Source organism: Nocardia sp. NPDC003693 (assembly GCF_053981095.1).
The window spans coordinates 190888-213309 of record NZ_JBSFNO010000003.1; the positions used below are offsets into that span (position 1 = coordinate 190888).

Annotated in this window: 19 protein-coding genes; 3 read left to right on the plus strand and 16 right to left on the minus strand. The window is 69.0% G+C overall.

Going from position 1 to position 22422, the window contains the following annotated elements:
• Window positions 1-15: 15 nt before the first annotated feature.
• From nuoN to ACWDOP_RS06435, 14 genes are all read right to left on the minus strand, one after another.
• Entirely contained in the window at window positions 16-1635 is a 1620-nt protein-coding gene (gene nuoN, locus ACWDOP_RS06370; protein ID WP_456344284.1) for an NADH-quinone oxidoreductase subunit NuoN, read from the minus strand.
• 14 nt (window positions 1636-1649) lie between these two features.
• Window positions 1650-3257, minus strand: coding sequence for an NADH-quinone oxidoreductase subunit M (locus ACWDOP_RS06375; protein WP_456344219.1), 1608 nt, complete (start codon window positions 3255-3257; stop codon window positions 1650-1652).
• Complete coding sequence (gene nuoL, locus ACWDOP_RS06380) at window positions 3254-5125, minus strand: NADH-quinone oxidoreductase subunit L (RefSeq protein ID WP_456344285.1); 1872 nt, start codon at window positions 5123-5125, stop codon at window positions 3254-3256. The genes ACWDOP_RS06375 and nuoL overlap by 4 nt, the downstream gene beginning before the upstream one ends.
• Window positions 5126-5144: 19 nt before the next feature.
• Window positions 5145-5444 (minus strand): NADH-quinone oxidoreductase subunit NuoK, encoded by a 300-nt coding sequence (nuoK, locus tag ACWDOP_RS06385; RefSeq protein ID WP_454208250.1) that lies wholly within the window; start codon window positions 5442-5444, stop codon window positions 5145-5147.
• Complete coding sequence (locus tag ACWDOP_RS06390; RefSeq protein ID WP_454208249.1) at window positions 5441-6286, minus strand: NADH-quinone oxidoreductase subunit J; 846 nt, start codon at window positions 6284-6286, stop codon at window positions 5441-5443. Before ACWDOP_RS06390 ends, nuoK begins: the two co-directional genes overlap by 4 nt.
• Window positions 6283-8082 carry an NADH-quinone oxidoreductase subunit NuoH gene (gene nuoH, locus ACWDOP_RS06395; protein ID WP_456344286.1) on the minus strand — a complete coding sequence of 600 codons (1800 nt, stop codon included), beginning with the start codon at window positions 8080-8082 and terminating at the stop codon, window positions 6283-6285. The genes ACWDOP_RS06390 and nuoH overlap by 4 nt, the downstream gene beginning before the upstream one ends.
• Window positions 8083-8116: 34 nt before the next feature.
• Entirely contained in the window at window positions 8117-10582 is a 2466-nt protein-coding gene (locus ACWDOP_RS06400) for an NADH-quinone oxidoreductase subunit G (protein WP_456344220.1), read from the minus strand.
• Complete coding sequence (nuoF, locus tag ACWDOP_RS06405) at window positions 10579-11838, minus strand: NADH-quinone oxidoreductase subunit NuoF (protein WP_456344287.1); 1260 nt, start codon at window positions 11836-11838, stop codon at window positions 10579-10581. The genes ACWDOP_RS06400 and nuoF overlap by 4 nt, the downstream gene beginning before the upstream one ends.
• Window positions 11839-11891: 53 nt before the next feature.
• Window positions 11892-12581, minus strand: coding sequence for an NADH-quinone oxidoreductase subunit NuoE (gene nuoE, locus ACWDOP_RS06410; protein WP_456344221.1), 690 nt, complete (start codon window positions 12579-12581; stop codon window positions 11892-11894).
• Window positions 12578-13909: an NADH dehydrogenase (quinone) subunit D gene (gene nuoD / locus ACWDOP_RS06415; protein ID WP_456344222.1), complete on the minus strand. Its 1332-nt coding sequence runs from the start codon at window positions 13907-13909 to the stop codon at window positions 12578-12580. The genes nuoE and nuoD overlap by 4 nt, the downstream gene beginning before the upstream one ends.
• Window positions 13909-14682: an NADH-quinone oxidoreductase subunit C gene (locus tag ACWDOP_RS06420; protein ID WP_454208244.1), complete on the minus strand. Its 774-nt coding sequence runs from the start codon at window positions 14680-14682 to the stop codon at window positions 13909-13911. Before ACWDOP_RS06420 ends, nuoD begins: the two co-directional genes overlap by 1 nt.
• Window positions 14679-15233 (minus strand): NuoB/complex I 20 kDa subunit family protein, encoded by a 555-nt coding sequence (locus ACWDOP_RS06425; protein ID WP_354986747.1) that lies wholly within the window; start codon window positions 15231-15233, stop codon window positions 14679-14681. The genes ACWDOP_RS06420 and ACWDOP_RS06425 overlap by 4 nt, the downstream gene beginning before the upstream one ends.
• 71 nt (window positions 15234-15304) lie before the next feature.
• Window positions 15305-15685: an NADH-quinone oxidoreductase subunit A gene (locus ACWDOP_RS06430; protein ID WP_454208243.1), complete on the minus strand. Its 381-nt coding sequence runs from the start codon at window positions 15683-15685 to the stop codon at window positions 15305-15307.
• A 315-nt stretch (window positions 15686-16000) separates the two neighbouring features.
• On the minus strand, window positions 16001-16411 hold the full coding sequence (locus ACWDOP_RS06435) for an Rv3143 family two-component system response regulator (RefSeq protein ID WP_454208242.1): 411 nt from the start codon (window positions 16409-16411) through the stop codon (window positions 16001-16003).
• A gap of 135 nt (window positions 16412-16546) precedes the next feature.
• On the opposite strand from ACWDOP_RS06435, the gene ACWDOP_RS06440 reads away from it, so the two are divergent.
• Genes ACWDOP_RS06440 through ACWDOP_RS06450 form a run of 3 tightly spaced genes read left to right on the plus strand, consistent with a single transcriptional unit; the run spans window position 16547 to window position 19780 of the window.
• A complete protein-coding gene (locus tag ACWDOP_RS06440; RefSeq protein ID WP_456344223.1) occupies window positions 16547-18094 on the plus strand; it encodes a hypothetical protein in 1548 nt (515 codons plus the stop codon).
• Window positions 18095-18098: 4 nt separating this feature from the next.
• A complete protein-coding gene (locus ACWDOP_RS06445; protein ID WP_456344224.1) occupies window positions 18099-18539 on the plus strand; it encodes a hypothetical protein in 441 nt (146 codons plus the stop codon).
• Window positions 18536-19780: an FHA domain-containing protein gene (locus tag ACWDOP_RS06450; RefSeq protein WP_456344225.1), complete on the plus strand. Its 1245-nt coding sequence runs from the start codon at window positions 18536-18538 to the stop codon at window positions 19778-19780. The genes ACWDOP_RS06445 and ACWDOP_RS06450 overlap by 4 nt, the downstream gene beginning before the upstream one ends.
• A 213-nt stretch (window positions 19781-19993) precedes the next feature.
• Here the strand turns inward: ACWDOP_RS06450 and ACWDOP_RS06455 are convergent, their stop codons facing one another.
• Window positions 19994-21502 (minus strand): acyl-CoA carboxylase subunit beta, encoded by a 1509-nt coding sequence (locus tag ACWDOP_RS06455; RefSeq protein WP_456344288.1) that lies wholly within the window; start codon window positions 21500-21502, stop codon window positions 19994-19996.
• A gap of 63 nt (window positions 21503-21565) precedes the next feature.
• A complete protein-coding gene (locus ACWDOP_RS06460; RefSeq protein ID WP_456344226.1) occupies window positions 21566-22360 on the minus strand; it encodes a DUF6597 domain-containing transcriptional factor in 795 nt (264 codons plus the stop codon).
• Window positions 22361-22422 lie beyond the last annotated feature (62 nt).

Consider the following 22422-nt stretch of genomic DNA (forward strand, 5'->3'; position numbering starts at 1 on the left):
GACGGGGCGGAGCGCTCAGCGCGCGAAGGTCGCGGCCTGCTCGGCGAGATCGAGCAACGGTTGCGGGAAGATGCCGAGCACCAGGGTCGCCGCGGCGGTGAGCGCGACGACGGTGGTGGTGAGAGTGGGGAACACCAGGGCCGGCGGCGTCGCCGGGGAATCGGTGAAGAACATGAGCACGATGACGCGGACGTAGAAGAAAGCCGCTATGGCACTGCAGATCACGCCCACGATGACCAGCGTGGCCGCCCCGCCCGAGGACGCCGCCTCGAACACCGCGAACTTGGCCATGAAACCGCCGGTCAGCGGGATGCCCGCGAAGGAGAGCAGGAACAGCGCGTAAATCGTTGCCAGCCAAGGCGATCGGCGACCGAGTCCCGCCCACGCGGACAAAGCCGTTGCCTCGTCGCCGTTTTCGTCGCGCACCAGCGAGACCACCGCGAACGCGCCCAGCGTGCCGAGTCCGTAGACCGCGAGGTAGAACAGCACCGCCGACACACCGGAGTCGTTGGCCGCCACCAGGGCGGTGAGGATGAACCCCGCGTGCGCGATCGAGGAGTACGCGAGCATGCGCTTCATGTCGGTCTGGGTGATGGCCAGTACCGCGCCGGCGATCATGGTCGCGATGGCGATCGCCGCGAGCACGGGCCGCCAATCGTCGCGCAGATCCGGCACCGCGATGTAGAGCACGCGCAGCAGCGCGCCCACCGCGGCGATCTTGGTGGCCGCCGCCATGAACGCCGTCACCGGGGTGGGCGCGCCCTGGTACACGTCGGGCACCCAGGACTGGAACGGCACCGCGCCGATCTTGAACAGCAGACCCACCGCGAGCATGGCCACACCGAGCACCGCCAGGGTGTGCGAGGTGCCGGTGTCCCGGGTGACCGCCTCGGCGATGCCGGAGAACCGCACGGTCCCGGCGTATCCGTACAGCAGCGCCATGCCGTAGAGGAAGAACGCGGAGGAGAACGCCCCGAGCAGGAAGTACTTGAGCGCCGCCTCCTGCGACAGCAGACGCCGCCGCCGCGCCAGCCCGCACAGCAGGTACAGCGGCAGCGACAGCACCTCGAGGGCGACGAACATGGTGAGCAGGTCGTTCGAGGCCGGGAACAGCAGCATCCCGGCGACCGCGAACAGCGTGAGCGGGAAGACCTCGGTGGTCGAGATGCCCGCGCGCGTGGCCGCGATCTCGTCGGAACTGCCGGGCATGGACGCGGCCTGCGGGGTGAACGCGTCGACCCCGCGCGCGGCGGTCAGGCTCCAGGTGCCCGGACCCTCCCGGTGCATCGGCACCCGATCGGCGCGGCGCTCAGCGATGAAGAGCAGTCCGAGGATGGAGACGACCAGAATGGCGCCCTGCAGGAACAGGGTCACCCCGTCGATCGCGACCGCGCCGACCGCCGCGGTCGCGCGTGTGCCGCGCAGGCCGATCACCGCGCCCAGCGCCACGCCCAGCCCGCCCAGCCCGAGGATCAGCTGGACGAGATAGCGGGATCGCCTGGGCGCGAACGCTTCCACCAGCACGCTGACGACAGCGACGCCGAACACGATGAGCATCGGTGCCAGCAGGCGGTATTCGATACTCGGCGCGGGAAGTGCCGCCGCCAGTGGCGAATCCGCCACCGCGGCCAGCATCAGGGGTGTGCCGCTCACTTGTTCCCTCCTGTCGGGGACGCCTCCGGCGTGACAGCCGGAACCGGATCGTGCTGTCCGATGGTGGTGAGGGTGCGGGTCACGGCCGGATCGATGGTGTCCAGCACCGGTTTCGGATACACCCCGAGGAACAGCAGGGCCGCGAGCAGCGGCACCACGACCACCATTTCGCGCGGCAGCAGATCGTAGAGCCGCTCGTTACCCGGCTTCACCGGCCCGGTCATCATGCGCTGGTACATCCACAGGATGTACAGCGCGGCCAGCACCAGCGCCGCCGCCGCGAAGATCGCCGCCACCGGATAGCGCGTGAAAGTGCCCATCAGCACCAGGAATTCACTGATGAACGGCGCCAGCCCCGGCAGCGACAGCGTGGCCAGACCGGCGATGAAGAAGGTGCCCGCCAGGATCGGCGCGACCTTCTGCACCCCGCCGTACTCGGCGATGAGCCGGGTTCCCCGGCGCGAGACCAGGAATCCCGCGATCAGGAACAGCGCCGCGGTGGAGATGCCGTGATTGACCATGTACAGCGTGGCGCCGGTGCTGCCCTGCGTGGTGAGGGCGAAGATGCCGAGAATGATGAAACCGAAGTGCGAGATCGAGGTGTACGCGATCAGGCGCATGACATCGGTCTGGCCGATCGCCAGCAGCGCGCCGTAGATGATGCCGATGACCGCGAGCACGCAGATGAACGGCGCGTAGGTGGCGGTGGCGTCCGGGAACAGCAGCAGGCAGTACCGCAGCATGCCGAAGGTGCCGACCTTGTCCACGATGGCCATCATGAGCACGGCGCTGGCGGGCGTCGCGGCGACCGCGGCGTCGGGCAGCCAGGTGTGCAGCGGCCACAGCGGCGCCTTGACCGCGAACGCGAACATGAAGCCCAGGAACAGCGCGTTCAGCACCACCGGGCCCGCTCCGAGCTGCCCGGAGTTGGCCGCCTCCATGACGATTCGGAAATCGAAGGTGCCGCCGCCGTTCGCGCCGAGTTGCTCGCGCGCGGTGAGCACGTACAGCCCGATGACCGCGGCCAGCATGATGAGTCCGCCGAACAGGTTGTACAGCAGGAACTTCACCGCCGCGCGCGAGCGCTGGGCCCGCCCGGCCGCGTCGGCGGTCCTGGGTCCGAAGCCGCCGATGAGGAAGTACATCGGGATCAGCATGACCTCGAAGAACACGTAGAACATCAGGATGTCCAGCGAGGTGAACGAGATCAGCACCATGGCCTCGACGACCAGGGTGAGCGCCACGTAGTAGTGCGCCACCCGCGGCCCGGTGCCGACCTCGCGGTCGTCCTGCCAGCCCGCGAGCAGCAGTAGCGGCACCAGTCCGGCGGTGAGCAGGACCAGCACCATGGCGATGCCGTCCAGGCCCAGGGTGTACCCGGCGCCGAAAGCCGGGATCCACTCGTGTGATTCGACGAACTGGTAGTGGTCGCCGCCGGGCTCGAACATCCACGCCAGCCACATGCCGACGCCGAGGGTGGCCAGGGAGACCACGAGAGCGAAACTCCGGGCGGCGGTCCGCCACGAGGCCGGGAACAGCAGGACCAGCACGGCGCCGATGACCGGTACCGCCCACAGCGTTGTCAGCCAGGGAAAGTCACTCAAAACAACCTCACCGCCAGCAGGGCGGCGGCCACCAGTGCCGCGCCGGTGAACATGGACAGGGCGTACGAGCGCACGAAACCGGTTTGCACCCGGCGGATTCGGCCGGACAGTCCGCCGATGACGGCGGCGGTGGTGTTCACCAGGCCGTCGATGCCGCGATTGTCGACGAACACCAGCGACCGCGTGACGTGCTGACCGGGCCGCATGAACGCGGCCTCGTTGAAGGCGTCCCCGTACAGGTCGCGGCGCGCGGCCACGGTGAGCCGCGAGCCCGCGGGCGCGACCTCGGGAACCGGATGGTTGGCGTACTGGTCGTAGGCCACCCACACGCCGGCCGCGACGACCGCGAGCGCGAAGAACGTGATCGCCCACACCGGGATGATGGGTTCGCCGTGATGCGCGCCGACCACCGGTTCGAGCCAATTCTGCAGGGCCGAACCGTAAGCCAGCAGCGCGCCGGAGAACACCGAGCCGAAGGCCAGCAGAATCATGGGCCCGGTCATGGAAGCGGGCGATTCGTGCGGGTGCGTGCCCTCCTTCCAGCGCTTCTCACCGAAGAAGGTGAGCAGCATGACGCGGGTCATGTAGAAGGCGGTGATGCCCGCGCCGGCCAGCGCCGCGATACCGGTGATGATGCCCGCGAAACCGCCGTGCGCGAAGGCGGCCTCGATGATCCGGTCCTTGGAGAAGAAGCCCGCGAAGGGCGGCACGCCGAGGATGGCGAGGTAGCCGAGGCCGAAGGTGACGTAGGTGATCGGCAGGAGCGTGCGCAGTCCGCCGTAGCGCCGCATATCGGTCTCGTCGTTCATGGCGTGCATGACCGAGCCCGCGCCCAGGAACAGTCCGGCCTTGAAGAAGCCGTGGGTGAGCAGGTGCATGATGGCCGCGGCGTAGCCGACCGGGCCCAGGCCCACCGCGAGCATCATGTAGCCGATCTGGCTCATGGTGGAGGCGGCCAGGGCCTTCTTGATGTCGTCCTTGGCGCAGCCGATGATCGCGCCGTAGAGCAGCGTCACCGCGCCCACCGCCATGACCGCGGCCTGCGCGGCCGGGGCGAGATCGAAGATGGGGTTGGAGCGCGCGATGAGGTAGACGCCCGCGGTGACCATGGTGGCCGCGTGGATGAGCGCGGACACCGGGGTCGGGCCCTCCATCGCGTCCCCGAGCCACGCCTGCAGCGGCACCTGCGCGGACTTGCCGCACGCGCCGAGCAGCAGCATCAGGCCGATGCCGGTGAGCGCGGCCGAGCTCGCCTGATCGGCGGCCCCGAACACCCCGCGGTAGTCGACGGTTCCGAAGGTCGCGAACATGATCATGAGCGCGATGGCCAGGCCCATGTCGCCGACCCGGTTGACGATGAACGCCTTCTTGGCAGCGGCTGCGGCGGAAGGCTTGTCGTACCAGAAGCCGATCAGCAGGTAGGACGCCAGGCCCACACCCTCCCAGCCCAGGTACAGCACCAGGTAGTTGTCCGCCAGGACCAGCACCAGCATGGCCGCCAGGAACAGGTTCAGGTAGGCGAAGAAGCGCCGCCGGCCCGGATCGTGGGACATGTAGCCGATGGAATAGATGTGGATGAGCGACCCGACGCCGGTGATCAGCAGCGCGAAGCACATCGAGAGCTGATCGAGTCCGAGCGCGAAGTCCACGTGCAACCCGTTGACCGGCACCCAGCTGAACAGCGTATGCCGAACGGCCCGTTCGTCGTTCGCCCGTCCGAGCATCTCCCAGAACGCCCACGCGGCCACCCCGAACGAGCCCAGCGCGAGCGCCGTCCCGAGCAGGTGCCCCCACTTGTCGCTGAATCGCCCGAGCAGCAACAGGATCACGGCGCCGCTCAGGGGCAGCGCCGGCAGCATCCACAGCATCAACTGTGCGGTATCCATGTCAGTACCGGAGCAGGTTGGCGTCGTCGACCGAGGTCGAGCGACGGGCGCGGAAGATGGTCATGATGATCGCGAGGCCGACCACGACCTCGGCGGCGGCCACCACCATGGTGAAGAAGGCGAAGACCTGACCGTCCAGATTGTCGTGCAGGCGCGCGAAGGTGACGAACGCGAGGTTCACGGCGTTGAGCATCAGCTCCACGCACATGAACACCACGATGGCGTTGCGCCGCACCAGCACACCGGCCGCGCCGATGGTGAAGAGCAGGGCGGAGAGGTAGAGATAGTTATCCGGGTTCACCGCAAGCCTTCCGTGTCAGATCCGGAGTCATTGCCGTCCTTGCCATTCCCGTTGTCGCCGGCGCCGACCGTGCGCACCACGGCCTCCTCGTGCGCGCGATTGCGGCGGTGCCGCAGGATGCTGCTGACCGAGAGCTCCTCGAAGGAGCCGTCCGGCAGGCGCGCGGGAGCGTCGACGGCGTTGTGGCGGGCGTACACGCCGGGCGTGGGCAGCGGGGTGACCCGCTTACCGTCCCGGAACCGCTGTTTGGACATCTCCCGCTGATCCTGGCGCGGGCCGAAGCGCTCGCGGTGCGCGAGCACCATGGCGCCGATGGTCGCGGTGATGAGCAGCGCGCCGGTGAGCTCGAACGCCCATACGTACTTCAGGAAGAGGAGTTCGGCCAGCGCGGCGACGGTGTCGTTGCCGCCCAGTCCGGGACCGGTGACCGCGACGTCGGCGGCGTTCATGCCGCGCGCGATGCCCGCGATCATGAGCATGCCGAAGCCGATGCCGACGACCAGCACCGCGATGCGCTGTCCGCGCAGGGTCTCGCGCAGCGACTCCGCGGAGTCGACGCCGACCAGCATGAGCACGAACAGGAACAGCATCATGACCGCGCCGGTGTAGACCACGATCTGCACGACGCCCAGGAACAGCGCGCCCTGGGCGATGTAGAAGGCCGAGAGCGTGATCATGGTGGCCGCCAGGCACAGCGCGGAGTGCACGGCCTTGCGGGCGCACACCATGCCGAGTGCGCCCACCACCGCCACCACCGACAGGATCCAGAACTGCACGGCCTCACCGGTTCCGGTGTGCGTCAGCACCTGTTGCGCCGGCGCGGCCTCGAGGATGGTCGTCACTTCTTCGCCTCCGCTCCGGTCAGCTCGCTCGGCGCGCCGGGGACCTCGCCGCGGTAGTACGAGCCCTCGTCCGCGCCGGGATACATCTCGTGCGGCGCTTCCACCATCCCCGGCTGCAGCGGCGCGAGCAGGTCCCGCTTCTCGAGGATCAGGTCGACGCGATTGTCGTCGGCCAGTTCGTATTCGTTGGTCATGGTCAGCGCCCGCGTCGGGCACGCCTCGATGCACAGGCCGCAGCCGATGCAGCGCAGGTAGTTGATCTGATAGACGCGGCCGTAGCGCTCACCGGGGGAGAAGCGCTCGTCCTCGGTGTTGTCCGCGCCCTCGACGAAGATCGCGTCGGCCGGGCAGGCCCACGCGCACAGCTCGCAGCCGATGCACTTCTCGAGGCCGTCCGGATGCCGATTGAGCTGGTGCCGGCCGTGATAGCGCGGCTGGGTCGGGGTCTTGACCTCCGGGTAGAGCTCGGTGTTCGGCTTCTTGAACATGGTCGCCGCGGTGACGTAGAAGCCGCCGAGCGGTTCCAGCATACCGGGTTTCGGCCCCGTCCTGCCGGGTTCGGCGGGCATGGGCGGCACCGGGAAATCCGAGTACTGGCTGGTGGATTCGGGATCGGGGGCCGCCTTGGTGCGGTCGTCGCCCGCGTGCCCGGCCCTGAGCACCAGGCCGATCAGCAGACCCGCGATCAGCAGGCCGCCGATGATCATCCCCGGGGTCTGGACCCGGATGCCCTCGTTCTCGAGCGCGCGCAGCGTGGCCACGAACATGACCCAGGCCAGCGACACCGGAATCAGCAGCTTCCAGCCCAGATTCATGAACTGGTCGTACCGCAGGCGCGGCAGCGTGCCGCGCAGCCAGATGAACACGAACAGGAAGATCCACACCTTGGCCGTGAACCACAGCATGGGCCACCAGCCCGAGTTCGCGCCCGCCCACAGGCTGATCGGGAACGGCGCGTGCCAGCCGCCGAAGAACAGCGTGGTCGCCAGCGCGGAAACCGTTGCCATGTTGATGTATTCGGCCATCATGAACATGGCGAACTTGAGCGAGGAGTACTCGGTGTGGAAGCCGCCGACCAGCTCGCCCTCGGCCTCGGGGAGATCGAAGGGCGCGCGGTTGGTCTCACCGACCATGGACACCGCGTAGATCAGGAACGAGGGCAGCAGCAGGAAGACGTACCAGGTGCCGTACTGCGCCTCCACGATGCCCGAGGTGGCCATCGTGCCCGAGAGCAGGAACACCGCCGCGAAGCACAGCGCCATGGCGATCTCGTAGGAGATGACCTGCGCGGTGGAGCGCAGTCCGCCCAGCAGCGGGTACGTCGAGCCCGACGCCCAGCCGGCCAGTACGATGCCGTACACGCCCACCGAGGCCATGGCCAGCACGTACAGCACGCCCACCGGCATATCGGTCAGCTGCAGCGGCGTGCGCTCGCCGAAGATGGAGACCTCGGGCCCGAACGGGATCACCGCGAACGCCATGACCGCCGGGATCAGCGAAATGATCGGCGCCAGAATGAAGATGGGCTTGTCCACGATGGCCGGGATGATGTCCTCTTTGAGGAGCATCTTCACGCCGTCGGCGATGGACTGCAGACTGCCGCGCGGGCCGACCCGGTTGGGGCCGACGCGCATCTGCATGAACGCCACGATCTTGCGTTCGGCGTAGACCGCCAGCATGGGGATCAGCAGCAGGAACACGAAGATGCCGACCGACTTGAGCAGGATCAGCCACCACGGATCGCGGCCGAACGCGCCCAGCGGATCGGGTTCGGTCCGGGCGGCCTGGGCGAGCAGGTACTGACCCGCGAACGTCCCGGTCGACACGAGCTCACTCACGGTGGTCCTCCCGTCGGATGCGCACCAGGTGTCCGGGTGTGGTGCCGAGCTGCACCAGCACGTCGGCGCCGGATGAATTCATGGGCAGCCAGACGACCCGGTCCGGCATCTCGGTGATGACCAGGGGCAGGGTGATGTGGCCGTGGTCGTTGTTCACGGTGACCGGATCGCCGGTGGTGGCGCCGATCTCGGCGGCGGTGGCGTGCGAGAGCCGCACCACCGGCGGCCGCGCGGTGCCCGCCAGATTCGGTTCGCCGTCCTGCAGGCGGCCGCGGTCGACCAGCATGCGCCAGGACGCCAGCACCGCGGTGCCCGAGGCCGCCAGCGTCGGCGGCTGCGGTGGATCGGCGGGGGTGGCCGGAGCGGGGCCGTCCCAGGCGCCCAGATCGGCCAATTCGGCACGGGCGCTTGCCACGTCGGGCAGGCCCAGGCGCACGTTCATCTCCTGGGCGATCGCGTCCAGCACCCGATGCTCGGGCATCGGCATGGCCTCGCGGCGCACGGTGGCGTCGCGCAGCGCGGCGTCGAATTGGCGGTGACGGCCCTCCCAGGTGAGGAAGGTGCCCGCCTTCTCCATGGCCGAGGCCACGGGGAACACGACGTCGGCGCGATCGCTGATGTCGCTGCGGCGCAGTTCCAGGCTGACCACGAAGCTCGCGGCGTCGATGGCGGTGAGCGCGGCGTGCGGATCGGGCATGTCGCCCACCTCGACGCCGCCGATGAGCAGCGCGCCCAGCGTCGGTGCCGCCGCGAGGATCGCCGCGGTGTCCCGGCCCGGGTTCACGGGCAGGTCCTGCACGCCCCAGGCGTCGCGAACCTGCTGGCGCGCAACGGGATCGGCGACCGGACGGCCACCCGGGAACAGCACGGGCAGCGCGCCCGCCTCGAGGGCGCCACGCTCACCGGCCCGGCGCGGAATCCAGGCCAGCGCGGCCCCGGTCTCGTCGGCGAGGCGGGCCGCGGCGGACAGTCCGCCCGGGATCCCGCCGAGCCGTTCGCCGACCAGGATCAGCGCGCCGGTCTCGCGCAGCAGCGTGCCGATGTGATGCAGCAGGCCGGGGGCGACCTTGTAGGTGTCCGAACTGCCCGTCCGAATCGCCTCCAGCAGATGCGATTCCGCGCCCGGTGCGGCCGGGAGCAGCGTGCCGGACATGCGCTGCAGCCCGCGGGTGAGGTACGGCGCGATGGAGATGATCTCGGTGCGGTACTTGCGCGCCGCCTTGCGCAGGCGCAGGTACACCATCGGCGATTCCTCTTCGGCCTCGAACCCGGCCATGAGGACGATCGGGGCGCGCTCGAGCGCCGCGTAGTCGACCGTGATGCCCTGACCCGCGATACGAGCGGCGAGGAAGTCGGCTTCCTCCGCGGAATGCTCGCGGGCGCGGAAGTCGATGTCGTTGGTGTCCAGGGCGACCCGCGCGAACTTGGCGTAGGCGTAGGCGTCCTCCAGGGTCACGCGCCCGCCGACCAGGACGCCGGCGTTGCCGCGCGCCGCCGCCAGTCCGCGCGCGGCGTGGGCCAGGGCCTCGGACCACGACGCGGGCTGCAGGGTGCCGTCCCAGGTGCGCACCAGCGGGGTGGTGAGCCGATCCGGTTCGGTCGCGTACTGGAACGCGAATCGGCCCTTGTCGCAGTTCCATTCCTCGTTGACCTGCGGATCGTCACCGGCGAGCCGGCGCATGACCTTCCCGCGCCGATGGTCGGTGCGCTGAGCGCAGCCCGAGGCGCAGTGCTCGCACACCGCGGGGCTGGACACCAGATCGAAGGGCCGGGCCCGGAACCGGTAGGTGCTGCCGGTCAGCGCGCCGACCGGGCAGATCTGCACGGTGTTGCCGGAGAAGTAGGAGTCCATCGGCTCCCCGGCGGCGATGCCGACCTGTTGCAGCGCACCGCGATCCATCAGTTCGATGAACGGATCGCCGGCGACCTGCTGGGAGAAGCGGGTGCAGCGCGCGCACAGCACGCAGCGCTCGCGGTCCAGCAGGATGGCCGAGGACAGCGGGATCGGCTTGGGATAGGTGCGTTTGACCCCGTCGAAGCGGGATTCGGCGCGGCCGGTCGACATGGCCTGGTTCTGCAGCGGGCATTCCCCGCCCTTGTCGCACACCGGGCAGTCCAGGGGGTGATTGATGAGCAGCAGCTCCATCACCCCCTCCTGGGCCTTGGCGGCCACGGGGGAGGAGACCTGGGTGTGGATCACCATGCCCTCGGCCACGGTCTGGGTGCAGGAGGCCACCGGCTTGCGCTGGCCTTCCACGTCGACCAGGCATTGGCGGCAGGCGCCGACCGGATCGAGCAGCGGGTGGTCGCAGAAACGCGGAATCTGCACGCCGATGAGTTCGGCGGCACGGATCACCAGGGTGCCCGCGGGCACGGAAACCACGGTGCCGTCGATGGTGACGCTCACCATCTCGGCCGGGGTCACGCCGCTGGCGCTGGAGTTGGCTATCGCGGTCATTCCACTCCTTCAGCCCAGACGGTGGTCTTGGCCGGGTCGAGAGGGCAGGCGCCGAGGCGGATGTGTTCGGCGTACTCGTCGCGGAAGTACTTCAGGGAGGAGAAGATCGGGCTGGCGGCGCCGTCACCGAGGGCGCAGAAGGACTTGCCGTTGATGTTGTCGGCGATGTCCATCAGCTTGTCCAGGTCGGTCTCGTGCCCCTGTCCGCTCTCGAGCCGCTGCAGGAGCTGGACCAGCCAGTACGTACCCTCGCGGCAGGGGGTGCACTTGCCGCAGGACTCGTGGGCGTAGAACTCGGTCCAGCGCAGCACGGCCCGCACCACGCAGGTGGTCTCGTCGAAGATCTGCAGGGCCTTGGTGCCGAGCATGGAGCCGGCGGCCATGACGCCCTCGTAATCCAGGGGGACGTCGAGGTGTTCCGCGGTGAACAGGGGAGTGGAGGAACCGCCCGGGGTCCAGAACTTCAGGGTGTGGCCCGCGCGGATGCCGCCGGCGTGAACCAGCAACTGCCGCAGCGTGATTCCGAGCGGGGCTTCGTACTGCCCGGGTTGCGTCACGTGACCCGAGAGCGAGTACAGCGTGAAGCCGGGGGACTTCTCGCTCCCGAAGGACCGGAACCAATCCACACCGTTGGCGATGATGGCCGGAACCGAGGCGATGGATTCCACGTTGTTGACCACGGTCGGGCACGCGTACAGGCCCGCGACCGCGGGGAACGGGGGCCGCAGCCGGGGCTGACCGCGACGGCCCTCGAGCGAATCCAGCAGTGCGGTCTCCTCGCCGCAGATGTAGGCGCCCGCGCCGGCGTGCACGACGACCTCGAGGTCGTAGCCCGAACCCTGGATGTTGCGGCCCAGATAGCCTGCGGCATAGGCCTGTTCGACCGCGGCCTGCAAACGCCGCAGTACCGGGACCACCTCCCCGCGCACGTAGATGAACGCGTGCGAGGCCCGGATCGCGTACGCGGCGATGATGACGCCCTCGATCAGGGTGTGCGGGGTCGCCAGCATGAGCGGTATGTCCTTGCAGGTACCCGGTTCCGACTCGTCGGCGTTGACCACCAGGTAGTGCGGCTTGGTGACGCCGTCCGGGCCGGGGCCCTGCGGGATGAAGCCCCACTTCATGCCCGTGGGGAAGCCCGCGCCGCCGCGGCCGCGCAGACCGGAGTCCTTGACGGTGGCGATGACCTCGTCGGGCTGCATGCGCAGCGCCTTGGGCAGGGCGCGATAGCCGCCCTGGTCGCGGTAGGCGTTCATATCCCAGGAATCGGGCTCGGCCCAATGCTTGGAGAGAACGGGAGTCAGCGTCGTCACTTGCGGTCTCCCTGCTCCTTGTCGGCGGCGTGCAGACCCGCGAGGGTGGCGGGCCCGGCGGCGCCGTCGGTCGCACCGGGCCGGGGGTCGGGATATCCGGCGAGGATGCGCGCGGTCTCACGGAACGTGCACAGCGGAATACCGCTGCGCGAGGCGGTGACCTGATCACCCTTGCGCAGCGAATCCACCAGTGCCCGAGCGGATTCCGGGGTCTGGTTGTCGAAGAACTCCCAGTTGACCATGATCACCGGCGCGAAGTCGCAGGCCGCGTTGCACTCGATATGCTCGAGGGTCACCGCGCCGTCGGCGGTGGTCTCCCCGTGCTTGATGCCCAGGTGCTGTTTCAGGTCGGCGAGGATCTCGTCGCCGCCCATGACCGCGCACAGCGTGTTGGTGCACACCCCGACGTGGTAGTCACCGGTGCGGGTGCGCCGGTACATGGAGTAGAACGTGGCGACCGCGGTCACCTCGGCGTCGGTCAATCCCAGCTGCTCGGCACAGAATTCGATGCCGGTGCCCGAGACGTACCCCTCCACCGACTGCACCAGGTGCAGCAGCGGAAGCAACGCCGACCGCGACTGCGGGTACCGGGCGATGATCTCCTTGGCGTCGAGCTCGAGCCGATCGTGCACCGGTTGCGGGTACGGGATCGGCCGTACCGTCAGGTTGAGCAGAATCTCTGTCATCGGTCAACGCCACCCATCACCGGATCGATACTGGCCACCGCGGCGATGACGTCGGCGACCATGCCGCCCTCGCACATCGCCGCCACCGCTTGCAGATTCGTGAACGAGGGATCGCGGAAGTGCACCCGGTACGGGCGCGTGCCGCCGTCGCTCACCATGTGCACGCCCAGCTCGCCGCGCGGGGATTCCACGGCGGTGTACACCTGGCCGGGCGGGACGCGCAGGCCCTCGGTCACCAGCTTGAAGTGGTGGATCAGCGACTCCATGGACTCGCCCATGATCTTGGAGATGTGCCTGGGCGAATTGCCGAGGCCGTCGGGGCCCAGCTGCAGATCCGCGGGCCACGCGATCTTCTTGTCCGACACCATGATCGGGCCGGGCCGCAGCTTGTCCAGGCACTGCTCGACGATCTTGAGCGACTCCTTCATCTCGTTCACGCGAATCAGGTAGCGGCCGTAGCAGTCACAGCCGGTGTCGACCATGACGTCGAATTCGTAGTTCTCGTAGCCGCAGTACGGCTGGGCCTTGCGCAGATCGTGCGGCAGACCGGTCGAGCGCAGCACCGGGCCGGTGATGCCCAAGGCCATACAGCCGGTCAGGTCCAGGTACCCGACGTTGCGGGTGCGGGCCTTCCAGATCGGGTTCTCGTTGAGCAGCAGTTCGAGATCGCGCAGGCGCTTGGGCAGCAGGTCCAGCAGTTCGCGGACCTTCTGCACGCCGTCCTCGGGCAGATCCTGGGAGACACCGCCCGGCCGGACGTACGCGTGGTTCATGCGCAGGCCGGTGATGTTCTCGAACACGTCCAGGATCAGCTCGCGCTCGCGGAAGCCGAACAGCATGGGCGTGAGCGCGCCCAGTTCCATGCCGCCGGTCGCGAGGGCGACCAGGTGCGAGGAGATGCGGTTGAGTTCCATGAGCATGACGCGGATGACGCTGGCGCGCTCGGGCACGTCATCGGTGATCCCGAGCAGCTTCTCCACGCCGAGGCAGTACGCCGTCTCGTTGAAGAACGGCGACAGGTAGTCCATGCGGGTCACGAAGGTGACGCCCTGGACCCAGCTGCGGTACTCGAGGTTCTTCTCGATTCCGGTGTGCAGGTAGCCGATTCCGCACCGGGCCTCGGTGACGGTCTCGCCCTCGATCTCCAGAATGAGCCGAAGCACCCCGTGGGTGGAGGGGTGCTGCGGTCCCATGTTCACGACGATGCGTTCTTCGGCCGCCCCATCGAGAGATCGGCGGATCTCATCCCAGTCGTTGCCCACCACCGTGATCGAGCGTTCGGGCCGATCCGCGGTGTCCGGGCGGGACTGAATGTCGGTGTCGTTCATTAGGAGTACGTCCTCCGCTCGTCGGGCGGCGGGATACGCGCACCCTTGTACTCGACCGGGATCCCGCCGAGCGGGTAGTCCTTGCGCTGGGGGTGTCCGCGCCAGTCGTCGGGCATCGAGATCCGGGTCAGCGAGGGGTGACCGTCGAAGAGGATGCCGAAGAAGTCATAGGTCTCGCGCTCGTGCCAATCCGTGGTGGGGTACACCGAGTACAGCGAGGGCAGGTGCGGGTCGGCGTCCGGAATCGAGATCTCGAGGCGCACCCGGCGATTGTGGGTGATCGAGTTGAGGTGGTAGACCGCGTGCAGCTCGCGGCCGGTCTCCTCCGGGAAGTGCGCGCCGTTCACGCCCAGGCACAGTTCGAACCGCAGTGCCGCGTCGTTGCGCAGGGTCAGGGCGACCACCGGCAGGTGTTCGCGCCGCACGTGCAGGGTCAGCTCGTCCCGGAAGACCACGATCTTCTCGATGGCGTCCTCGAAGCGCGCCGAGGTGCCCTCGAGCGCGCGGCGCAGCGCGGCGACCAGGTCGTCGAAGTAGCCGCCGTACGGCGGCGCGCTGCCGCCGGGCAGCGCGACCGTGCGCACCAGCCGGCCGTATCCGGAGGTGTCGCCGGTGCCCGAGACGCCGAACATGCCCTGCCGGACGCCGATCACCTCGTCGGCCGGAGCCTGCGCGGGTTCGGTTGCGGGGGAATCGGATTCGCCTTCACCCTGTGCCTTCACGGTGCTTTCCTCCGGAGGGCTTTCGGTATTCGACGTCGAATCGAAGGTCATCGCAGCAGCCCCTTCATCTGAATGGTGGTGGGGCTGCCGAGGGCGGCAGCTTCCGCGGCGCGGATCGCTTCCTCGCGATTGACGCCGAGCGGGGATTCCTGAATCTTCTCGTGCAGCTTCAGGATCGCGTTCAACAGCATCTCCGGGCGCGGCGGGCAGCCGGGCAGGTAGATGTCCACCGGCACGACGTGGTCCACGCCCTGCACGACGGCATAGTTGTTGAACATGCCGCCCGAGGATGCGCAGACACCCATGGCCAGCACCCATTTCGGTTCGGTCATCTGGTCGTAGACCTGGCGCAGGACCGGCGCCATCTTCTGGCTCACCCGGCCCGCGACGATCATGAGATCGGCCTGGCGCGGGGACGCGCGGAACGCCTCCATGCCGAAGCGGGCGATATCGAATCGCCCGCCGCCGGTGGCCATCATCTCGATCGCGCAGCATGCCAGGCCGAACGTCGCCGGCCAGAGCGAACTCTTGCGCAGATAGCCGGCCATATCTTCCACCGTGCTCAGCAGAAAACCGCTGGGCAGTTTTTCCTCGAGACCCATGTCGGACTACATCTCCTGGATCGGAATCACCCCGCGTGCGCGGGGTGTAGTTGGAATCCCCCTGACGCCGCTCAATCCCAGCTGAGCCCGCCTCGCCTCCACTCGTAGGCGTACGCCACCGAGACGTTGAAGATGAACAGCGCCATCGCGGCCAGCCCGAACAGACCGAGCGAGTCGAAGTGGACCGCCCACGGGTAGAGGAACACGATTTCGATGTCGAAGATGATGAACAGCATCGCGGTTAGGTAGTACTTCACCGGGAAGCGTTGCCCCCCTGCGTTTCCCGGACCGCCACCGATGGCGTGCGGGGTCGCTTCGATACCGCATTCGTACGGTTCGAGCTTGGCGCGGTTGTAACGCTTGGGCCCGACCAGCGAGGCCAGGAGAACGGAGAACACTGCGAACGCGGCGGCAACCGCGCCGAGCACGAGCGTCGGCACTTCGATATTCACAACAGAACTACCCCTCCTGCGGACTGGACGCGTGTGGACGGCAGCTGCCGAGGCGGGCTGACAGCATCGTCGGCCGTGCCAGTCGCACCGGGGCGCCGCTCGTCGACAGCACGGACTTCGGGGACTGACGCGGCTGCTTTGATACCGACGCCCGCGCTCATGTGAGCTACGGCACAGCCTACAACTCACACGAGAACATACATGACGTTTCGCGACCGCTTTTGATCGCATTCGGAACGGTCTTTCATGACCGATTCGACGGAATCGCGGCCGTCACGTGACAGAGATATCCCCTGGTGGCGGGGAGATGGGAGACTAAGCCGCAGAACGGCTGCGGATCACTCCGAGCACCGCGTCGGTGAGACGGATGGGGTCGATGGGGTGTGAGACCGCGGCGTCCGCACGCGACCAATTGGCAAGCCAGGCATCATCGGGACGCCCGGTCAGCACGAGAATCGGCGGGCAATCCGCGATTTCGTCCTTGAGTTGTTTGGCGAGGCCGAGACCACCGGTCGGGGCCGCTTCGCCGTCGAGGATGAGCAGATCATGCGAGTGCGCATCCAGGCGCTCGATCACGATCGGACCCGTGGCCACCTCGAGGTACTCGAGCGGCGGCAGGTCTGGATGCGGCCTTCTACCCAGGGCCAGCATGACCTGGCTCCTGGTGTCGGCATCACTGCTGTAGACGAGAACCCGCAGTACGGCGGGGCGTTTCGCATCAGCCACGCACCGGATGGTACGTGCCGGACCGGTGCTCCCGTGGCAGCTTCGCGGGAACGCGTGTGCGCGTCGCCGGATCGCCTGTCGCGCAATACGTTGATGGCGGGCGATGCACGAGGCTCGACCGGTAGCATCCGCCGAATGCGGGGAGATGTCACCGACAGGTTGATCGAAACCGACGTGTGGACCGATGAGTTGGTGGCGCGAGCCGGTATTCCGGTCATCGATGTCCCGCTGGTGACCGTGGGTGGCGGACTCGGATCGTTCGCGCTGTTCGATACGCTGCGCATCTTCGGGGTGCCGGGCAACTCGATCGCCGTGCTCGCTCCGCAGGAGTCGCCGTGGGAGTCGTATCGGTATCTGGCTGGGGTATCGCAGATTTCGGATCGCGATCGACTGCGCGGCGACGCCGGCGGGACACTGGACAACCTGTGGGGCTTCCCGTCCTACGCACTGCGCGAGGCGATTGCGGACAAGTCGCTCGAACCGCTCTGGAAGGTGTTGGCGGAGCCGGTGTTCGCCGACTTCTACGCACCGCGTTCCGGGCGGGTGATCGCGGGACTCGAACGCGAATGCCGGCGCGTCGGCTTCGGGCGCTCGGTTCATCGGGGCCGGGTGCGCATGGTGCGCAAGCGCACCGGGGGCGGCTACTTCACGATGCTCACACCGTCGAACGGCGCGGGACCGAGCCGGCGCATAGCTTTTCGCAGCACCCACGCACATCTGGCCGTGGGCTTTCCCGGTCTGCGACTGCTACCCGATCTGCAGGGCTATCGGGAGCGGTATCGCGATTCGACGCGGGCGGTGAGCGCGTACGAACCGCACGAGCACGTGTACGAGGCGCTGCGGCACCGGCCGGGCACGGTCATGGTGCGCGGCAGCGGCGCGGTTGCCGGACGGGTGCTGCAGCGGCTCGTCGACGACCGGGACCGGCTGCGACTCAGCACGCAGATCCTGCATCTGTTCGGCGACTACGTCACGGGGCCGAAGGGACGCGGCGCGCTCATGCGCCGTCCGGGCGGGGACGGCTGGGCGTATCAGGGCTTCGACTGGCCCAAGGCGGCCTGGGGCGGACAGCTCGCCCAGCGCATGCGCGGACTGGACGGGCGCGAACGGGTCGAACTGCTGAACGCCATGGGCGGGACCACCGCGCCCGCCCGGCGCGAACGCCGCGAGCAACTGCGCCGCGGCCGGACGCAGGGCTGGTATCAGGTCATCGTCGGCATCGCCCGCGATCCGCGCCCGGCGCGCACCCGGCCCGGGCTGCTGGTCACCGTCGACCCGGACCCGCACGCGGCCCTGCCTTTTCCGCAGCCGGACCGGCCCTACGACGCGCACGCGGACTACATCATCGATTGCACCGGCGCCGAGGCCGACATTCGGGAGCACCGGCTGCTGGCCGATCTGCTCGATCACGGTGGCGCGCTGCGTAATCCGCTCGGTCGGCTCGAGGTCGACCGCACCTTCGAGGTCCACGGGACGCGCAGCGCGCCGGGACGGCTGTACGTCTCGGGCAGCGCCGCGTTCGGCGGGTACTACGCGCCGGTCAATTCCTTCCTCGGCCTGCAGTACGCGGCCCTGCAGATCGCGGACGACCTGGCGGCGCAGGGCTTCTGCCGCCGGCTCGGGCCGCTGCGCTCGCTCCGGCAGTGGTGGCTGTGGGTCACCGATCGCAAGATCGCCGCGTGAGCCCATGACCCCGACCCTGTACGGGCGCGTCCAGACCCGGGTTCTGGTCTTCGGGATCACCGGCCTGATAGTCGCCCTCGCGCTCACACCGCTGCTGCCCACCGGATCGCCTCTGCCGCAGTCGTATCGGATGACGCTCACGCTGCTGGCGGCGATGATCGGCGTCGGCGTACTGTGGGAAGCGCTGTATCACCTGCTTCAGCAATTCCGATGGGAAAAGGACTGGCCCACCCTGTTCGGGCTGGTGACCATCGTGAACGAGGGTCTGCTCATGTGGCTGCTGGTGGACGGTTCGACGCTGGTACTCGCGGCGCGACTGCGGCCGGAACCGCACGTCTTTCTCATCCATTTCACGCTCAACTGGGTGGCCTGCTGGCTCGTCGTGCAAGGACCGCTGCGAGTTGTGCTGCCGCGTCAGCGATTTCACGGAGGCCGAATCCTATGAAGGGGCGGGTGGAGGTGGTGCCCGGCGGGCACCTGGTGGCGTGCGTCGACGGGGTGATCATCGTGGTCGCGCACCGCACGGGCGAACCCGTGACCGCCGCCGCCGAGGCGGTGAGCGTGCTCGACACCCTGGCCGAGTTCGTCCAGGAGGCCGCGTCCCGGGAAACCCGCCGTACCGGAAGGACTTTCGCGCGCCTGGTCTCGAAGTGGCTGATGGGGCGCGCGGACGAGGAACAGGTCGAGTTCGGGGTGCTGACACCGGGTTCGCGGGGGCTGTCGGTGTTCCTGCACGGCGGGGTGACCGCGATTCTCGAGGACGCCGATCACCTCGAGGTGCTGCACGGGCGGGACGCGGGGTTCACCATCGACCGCGTCGTGACGCCCGCACCCGCGCACGCCGCGGCGCTGTTCGTCGACGGTGACGCGCCGCGTACGGAACTGCCCGAACCGGGGATCTGGTCGCTGTCCTCGGGTCTCATGCCGGGGGACGGTGCGTTGCTGTGGCTCGGTGAGCGCGCGCAGGTTCCGGTCGGCCGGGCTCCGGAGACAGCGGGGGTGCGCGTTCGCACGCAGCCCGCGGCCGTCGCGAGCGGGGACGCGGCCGCGGAGGGCGAGCCGGCGGCGCGCGCGGCCGAGCTCGGCGGCGAAGTGCAGGACGGGCAGCGAAACGGAATCGCGGATCCCAGCGAGCTCGGGATCACGGGGCAGGCCGAGCACGGGGACGACCCCGCCGACCCGAGCACCTCGGCTGTCCTCCCGCGGCGGAATCAGCCAGTCGTGCGCGGCTACCTGTGCGCCCGCCGGCACCTCAACGACCCACGGGCACATCTGTGTTCGCAGTGCGGGGCCCGCCTCGACCAGCCGCCCCGCACCCTGGGCGAGGGCATCCGGCCGCCGCTCGGCCTGCTCCTGCTGGACAACGGCACGTTCTACATCCTGGACTCCGATCTGGTGATCGGCCGTGAACCCGAACGCTCGGACCAGGTCCGCCGCGGCGCACAGCCCGTCCGCATCCCGGACGCATCGACGGGCATGTCCCGCGTCCACGCCGAGATCCGCCTGGTCGACTGGGATGTGGTTGTCATCGACCGCGGCTCCGCGAACGGGACCCACATCCAGCAGCCCGGCCGTCAGGACTGGTTCCGGGCGGTGCCGGGGCACCCGACCCCGATCCAGCACGGGGCGCGGGTAACGCTGGGCGGCCGGGTCTTCACCTACGACTCGCAGCGCAGGCAGCGGTAGCCGAACGTTGCGCGGTGCTGCTTGTAGTGCGCCACAGCGGCTTTCCCGAATTTGTCGGGCAGGGGCAGTGCTCCATCCCGGCCGGGCTCACGCGCTCGACTGCGACTGATCGCCGGCAGCCTTCACGAACACCAGTTCGCCCTGCTGTCCGGTGGCGATCATGGCGTCGCGCACGTGCCCGGCCTGGGGCAAGGCCGGCAGGCTGCGGCCGGACTATCGACCGACCGCCGCGGCGGCGCGCAGGGTCGCCGCGACGATCTGCCGGGTCTCGGCCGGGTCGATCACGTCGTCGATCTCGAAAACCCTTGCCGCGTTGAGTGCTTTGACATTATCGCGGTAGGCGGCGGTCGCTTGGGCCACGACCGGTTCGCGGTCGGGCTCGGGGAGCTGGGCGAGCTGTTTGGCCAGGGCCAGGCGAACCGCGCCTTCGATGCCCATCGGGGCGAGGTGAGCCGTCGGCCAGGCCACGGTCAGCAAGGGCCGGTGAGTGCTGCCGCCGAGCATCGCCTGCGCGCCGAGACCGTAGCCCCGCCGCAGGACAACGCCGACCAGCGGGACCGTCAGGCGCGCGCCGGCGGTGACGAGGCGGGAGGCGTGGCGGACCAGGCCGGTGCGCTCGGCGTCGGGGCCGACCATGAAACCCGGTGTGTCGACCAGGGATACGACCGGCAGCCGCCAGCGCTCGCACAACTCGAGGAAGTCGGCGGCCTTGACCGAGGCGTCGGCGGTGAGCGCGCCCGCGTGCACCATGGACTGATTGGCGATGACGCCGACGGGAATGCCGTCGATGCGGGCGAGGGCGGTGACCAGCTCGCCCGCCCAGCCCGCGCGCAACCAGGTGACGCTGTCCGCGTCGGCGAGCGCCTCCACCAGCGGCCGCACATCGAATGCGGCGCGGTCGTTCTCGGGGAGCGCGTCGCGCAACGCGGCCGGGTCCTGCGCGGATTGCCCCGCGGCACGGGGCTTGTCGAGGTAGCTCAGCAGCCGTCGCACCGTCTCGACGGCTTCGGGCTCGTCGGCGACCACGATGTCCAGGACGCCGTTGGCGAACTGGTCGGACACGGGCCCGATCTCCTCCGGCGCGTAATCACCCAGTCCGCCACCGGAAATCATCGCCGGACCCGCCATGCCCAGGTTCGCGTCGGGGGTCGCGATCCGCAGATCCGCGCAGCCCGCCAGCACCGCGTTCCCGGCGAAGCAGCGACCGGAGACCACGGCCAGGCGCGGGGTCTCCAGCGCGCCCCACAGCGCGAACGACGCGACGTCCAGCGCGGAGACCACCGGGTAGTCGGTGTCGTTGGGCCGGCCGCCGCCGCCCTCGGTGAAGAACACCGCGGGCAGCGACATGCGCTGGGCCACCTCGATCAGCCGGTCGGACTTGTGGTGTCCACGCATGCCCTGGGTTCCGGCCATGACCATGTAGTCGTAGGACAGCACCGCGCACGCGCGGCCGTCGATGGTCGCGGTCCCGCCGATCAATCCGTCCGCGGGTGTCTGCAGGACCAGGTCCGCCAGGTCGCGGCCGCGTTCCTGGGCGGCGGTCGCGAAGCGGCCGTACTCGACGAAGGTGCCCTTGTCGACCAGGTCGTGGACGTTCTCGCGCGCGGTGCGCCGGCCCGCCGCGTGCCGGCGCTCGACGGCGTCGGGCCGCGCGGCGTCCGTGGTGAGCTGTCGTCGCGCCAGGACCTCGGCCAGGCCCGTCACCGGGGTCGCGGATTCCATGGTCATGATCACGAACCTACTGGAACGAGCGGCGGGTGATCATCGAGTCGGGGCGATGCGGGGTCAGCGACCGCCGTAGGCGGTGGGGGAGCGCCCGACCGCGGCCTTGAAGTCACGGGTGAAATGCGCCTGGTCGGCGTATCCGAGTTCGGCGGCGAGCGCGGCGAGTTCGATGTCCTCCCCGTCCAGGCGCTGGGCCGCCTCGTGCAGGCGATACCGCTGGATCACCCACTTCGGGCCGACGCCGACGTGTTCGCGAAACAGCTTCTGCAGCACTCGTTTTCCCATGCCGAAGCGGAGCACCAGATCATCGACGCGCAGGCACTCGCGGTCGTTCATGATCTCGTCGACCATCTCGTTCACCAGGGCGAGGGCCGGGGGCCGGTGCGCGATGCGATCGCGGACGAACTTCTCGGCGATCAGATTCCGTTCCGCGGTGTCCGCGGCATCAGTGATCCGGGCGGCGAATTCGATTGCGGCAGCGCCGAATACATCCGAACCCGGTACGACGCGATCGGTCAGCGCCGACACCGGCCTGCCGAGCAGTGCGCGGAACCCGGCCGGGCGGAACGTGGTTCCGGCGATGTCCCCGGCCCCGGCCAGGGTGTGGGTGAACCGCCCGCGCAGGACCCCGTGCACGCGGCAGCGCCCGTTCTCCACCACCAGCACGACCGCCGGACTGGGCAGCGTCTCGACCTCGTAGGGCGAACCGCCCCGCAGATCCCAGCGCACCGCCCAGTGGTGCTCGACCACGTCGGCGAGGTCGGCCGCGGGCGCGATCAAGCCCTCGCGATACACCCCGGCCCCGGCCCGGGGATCGAGCAACCCGCGCGGTGGCATGTCCGTGGTCGGATCCATAACGCCCATTGTCGCGCGTTCGCGTTTCTTCAAGACCACCTTCGCGCCCCCGCCCTACCGTC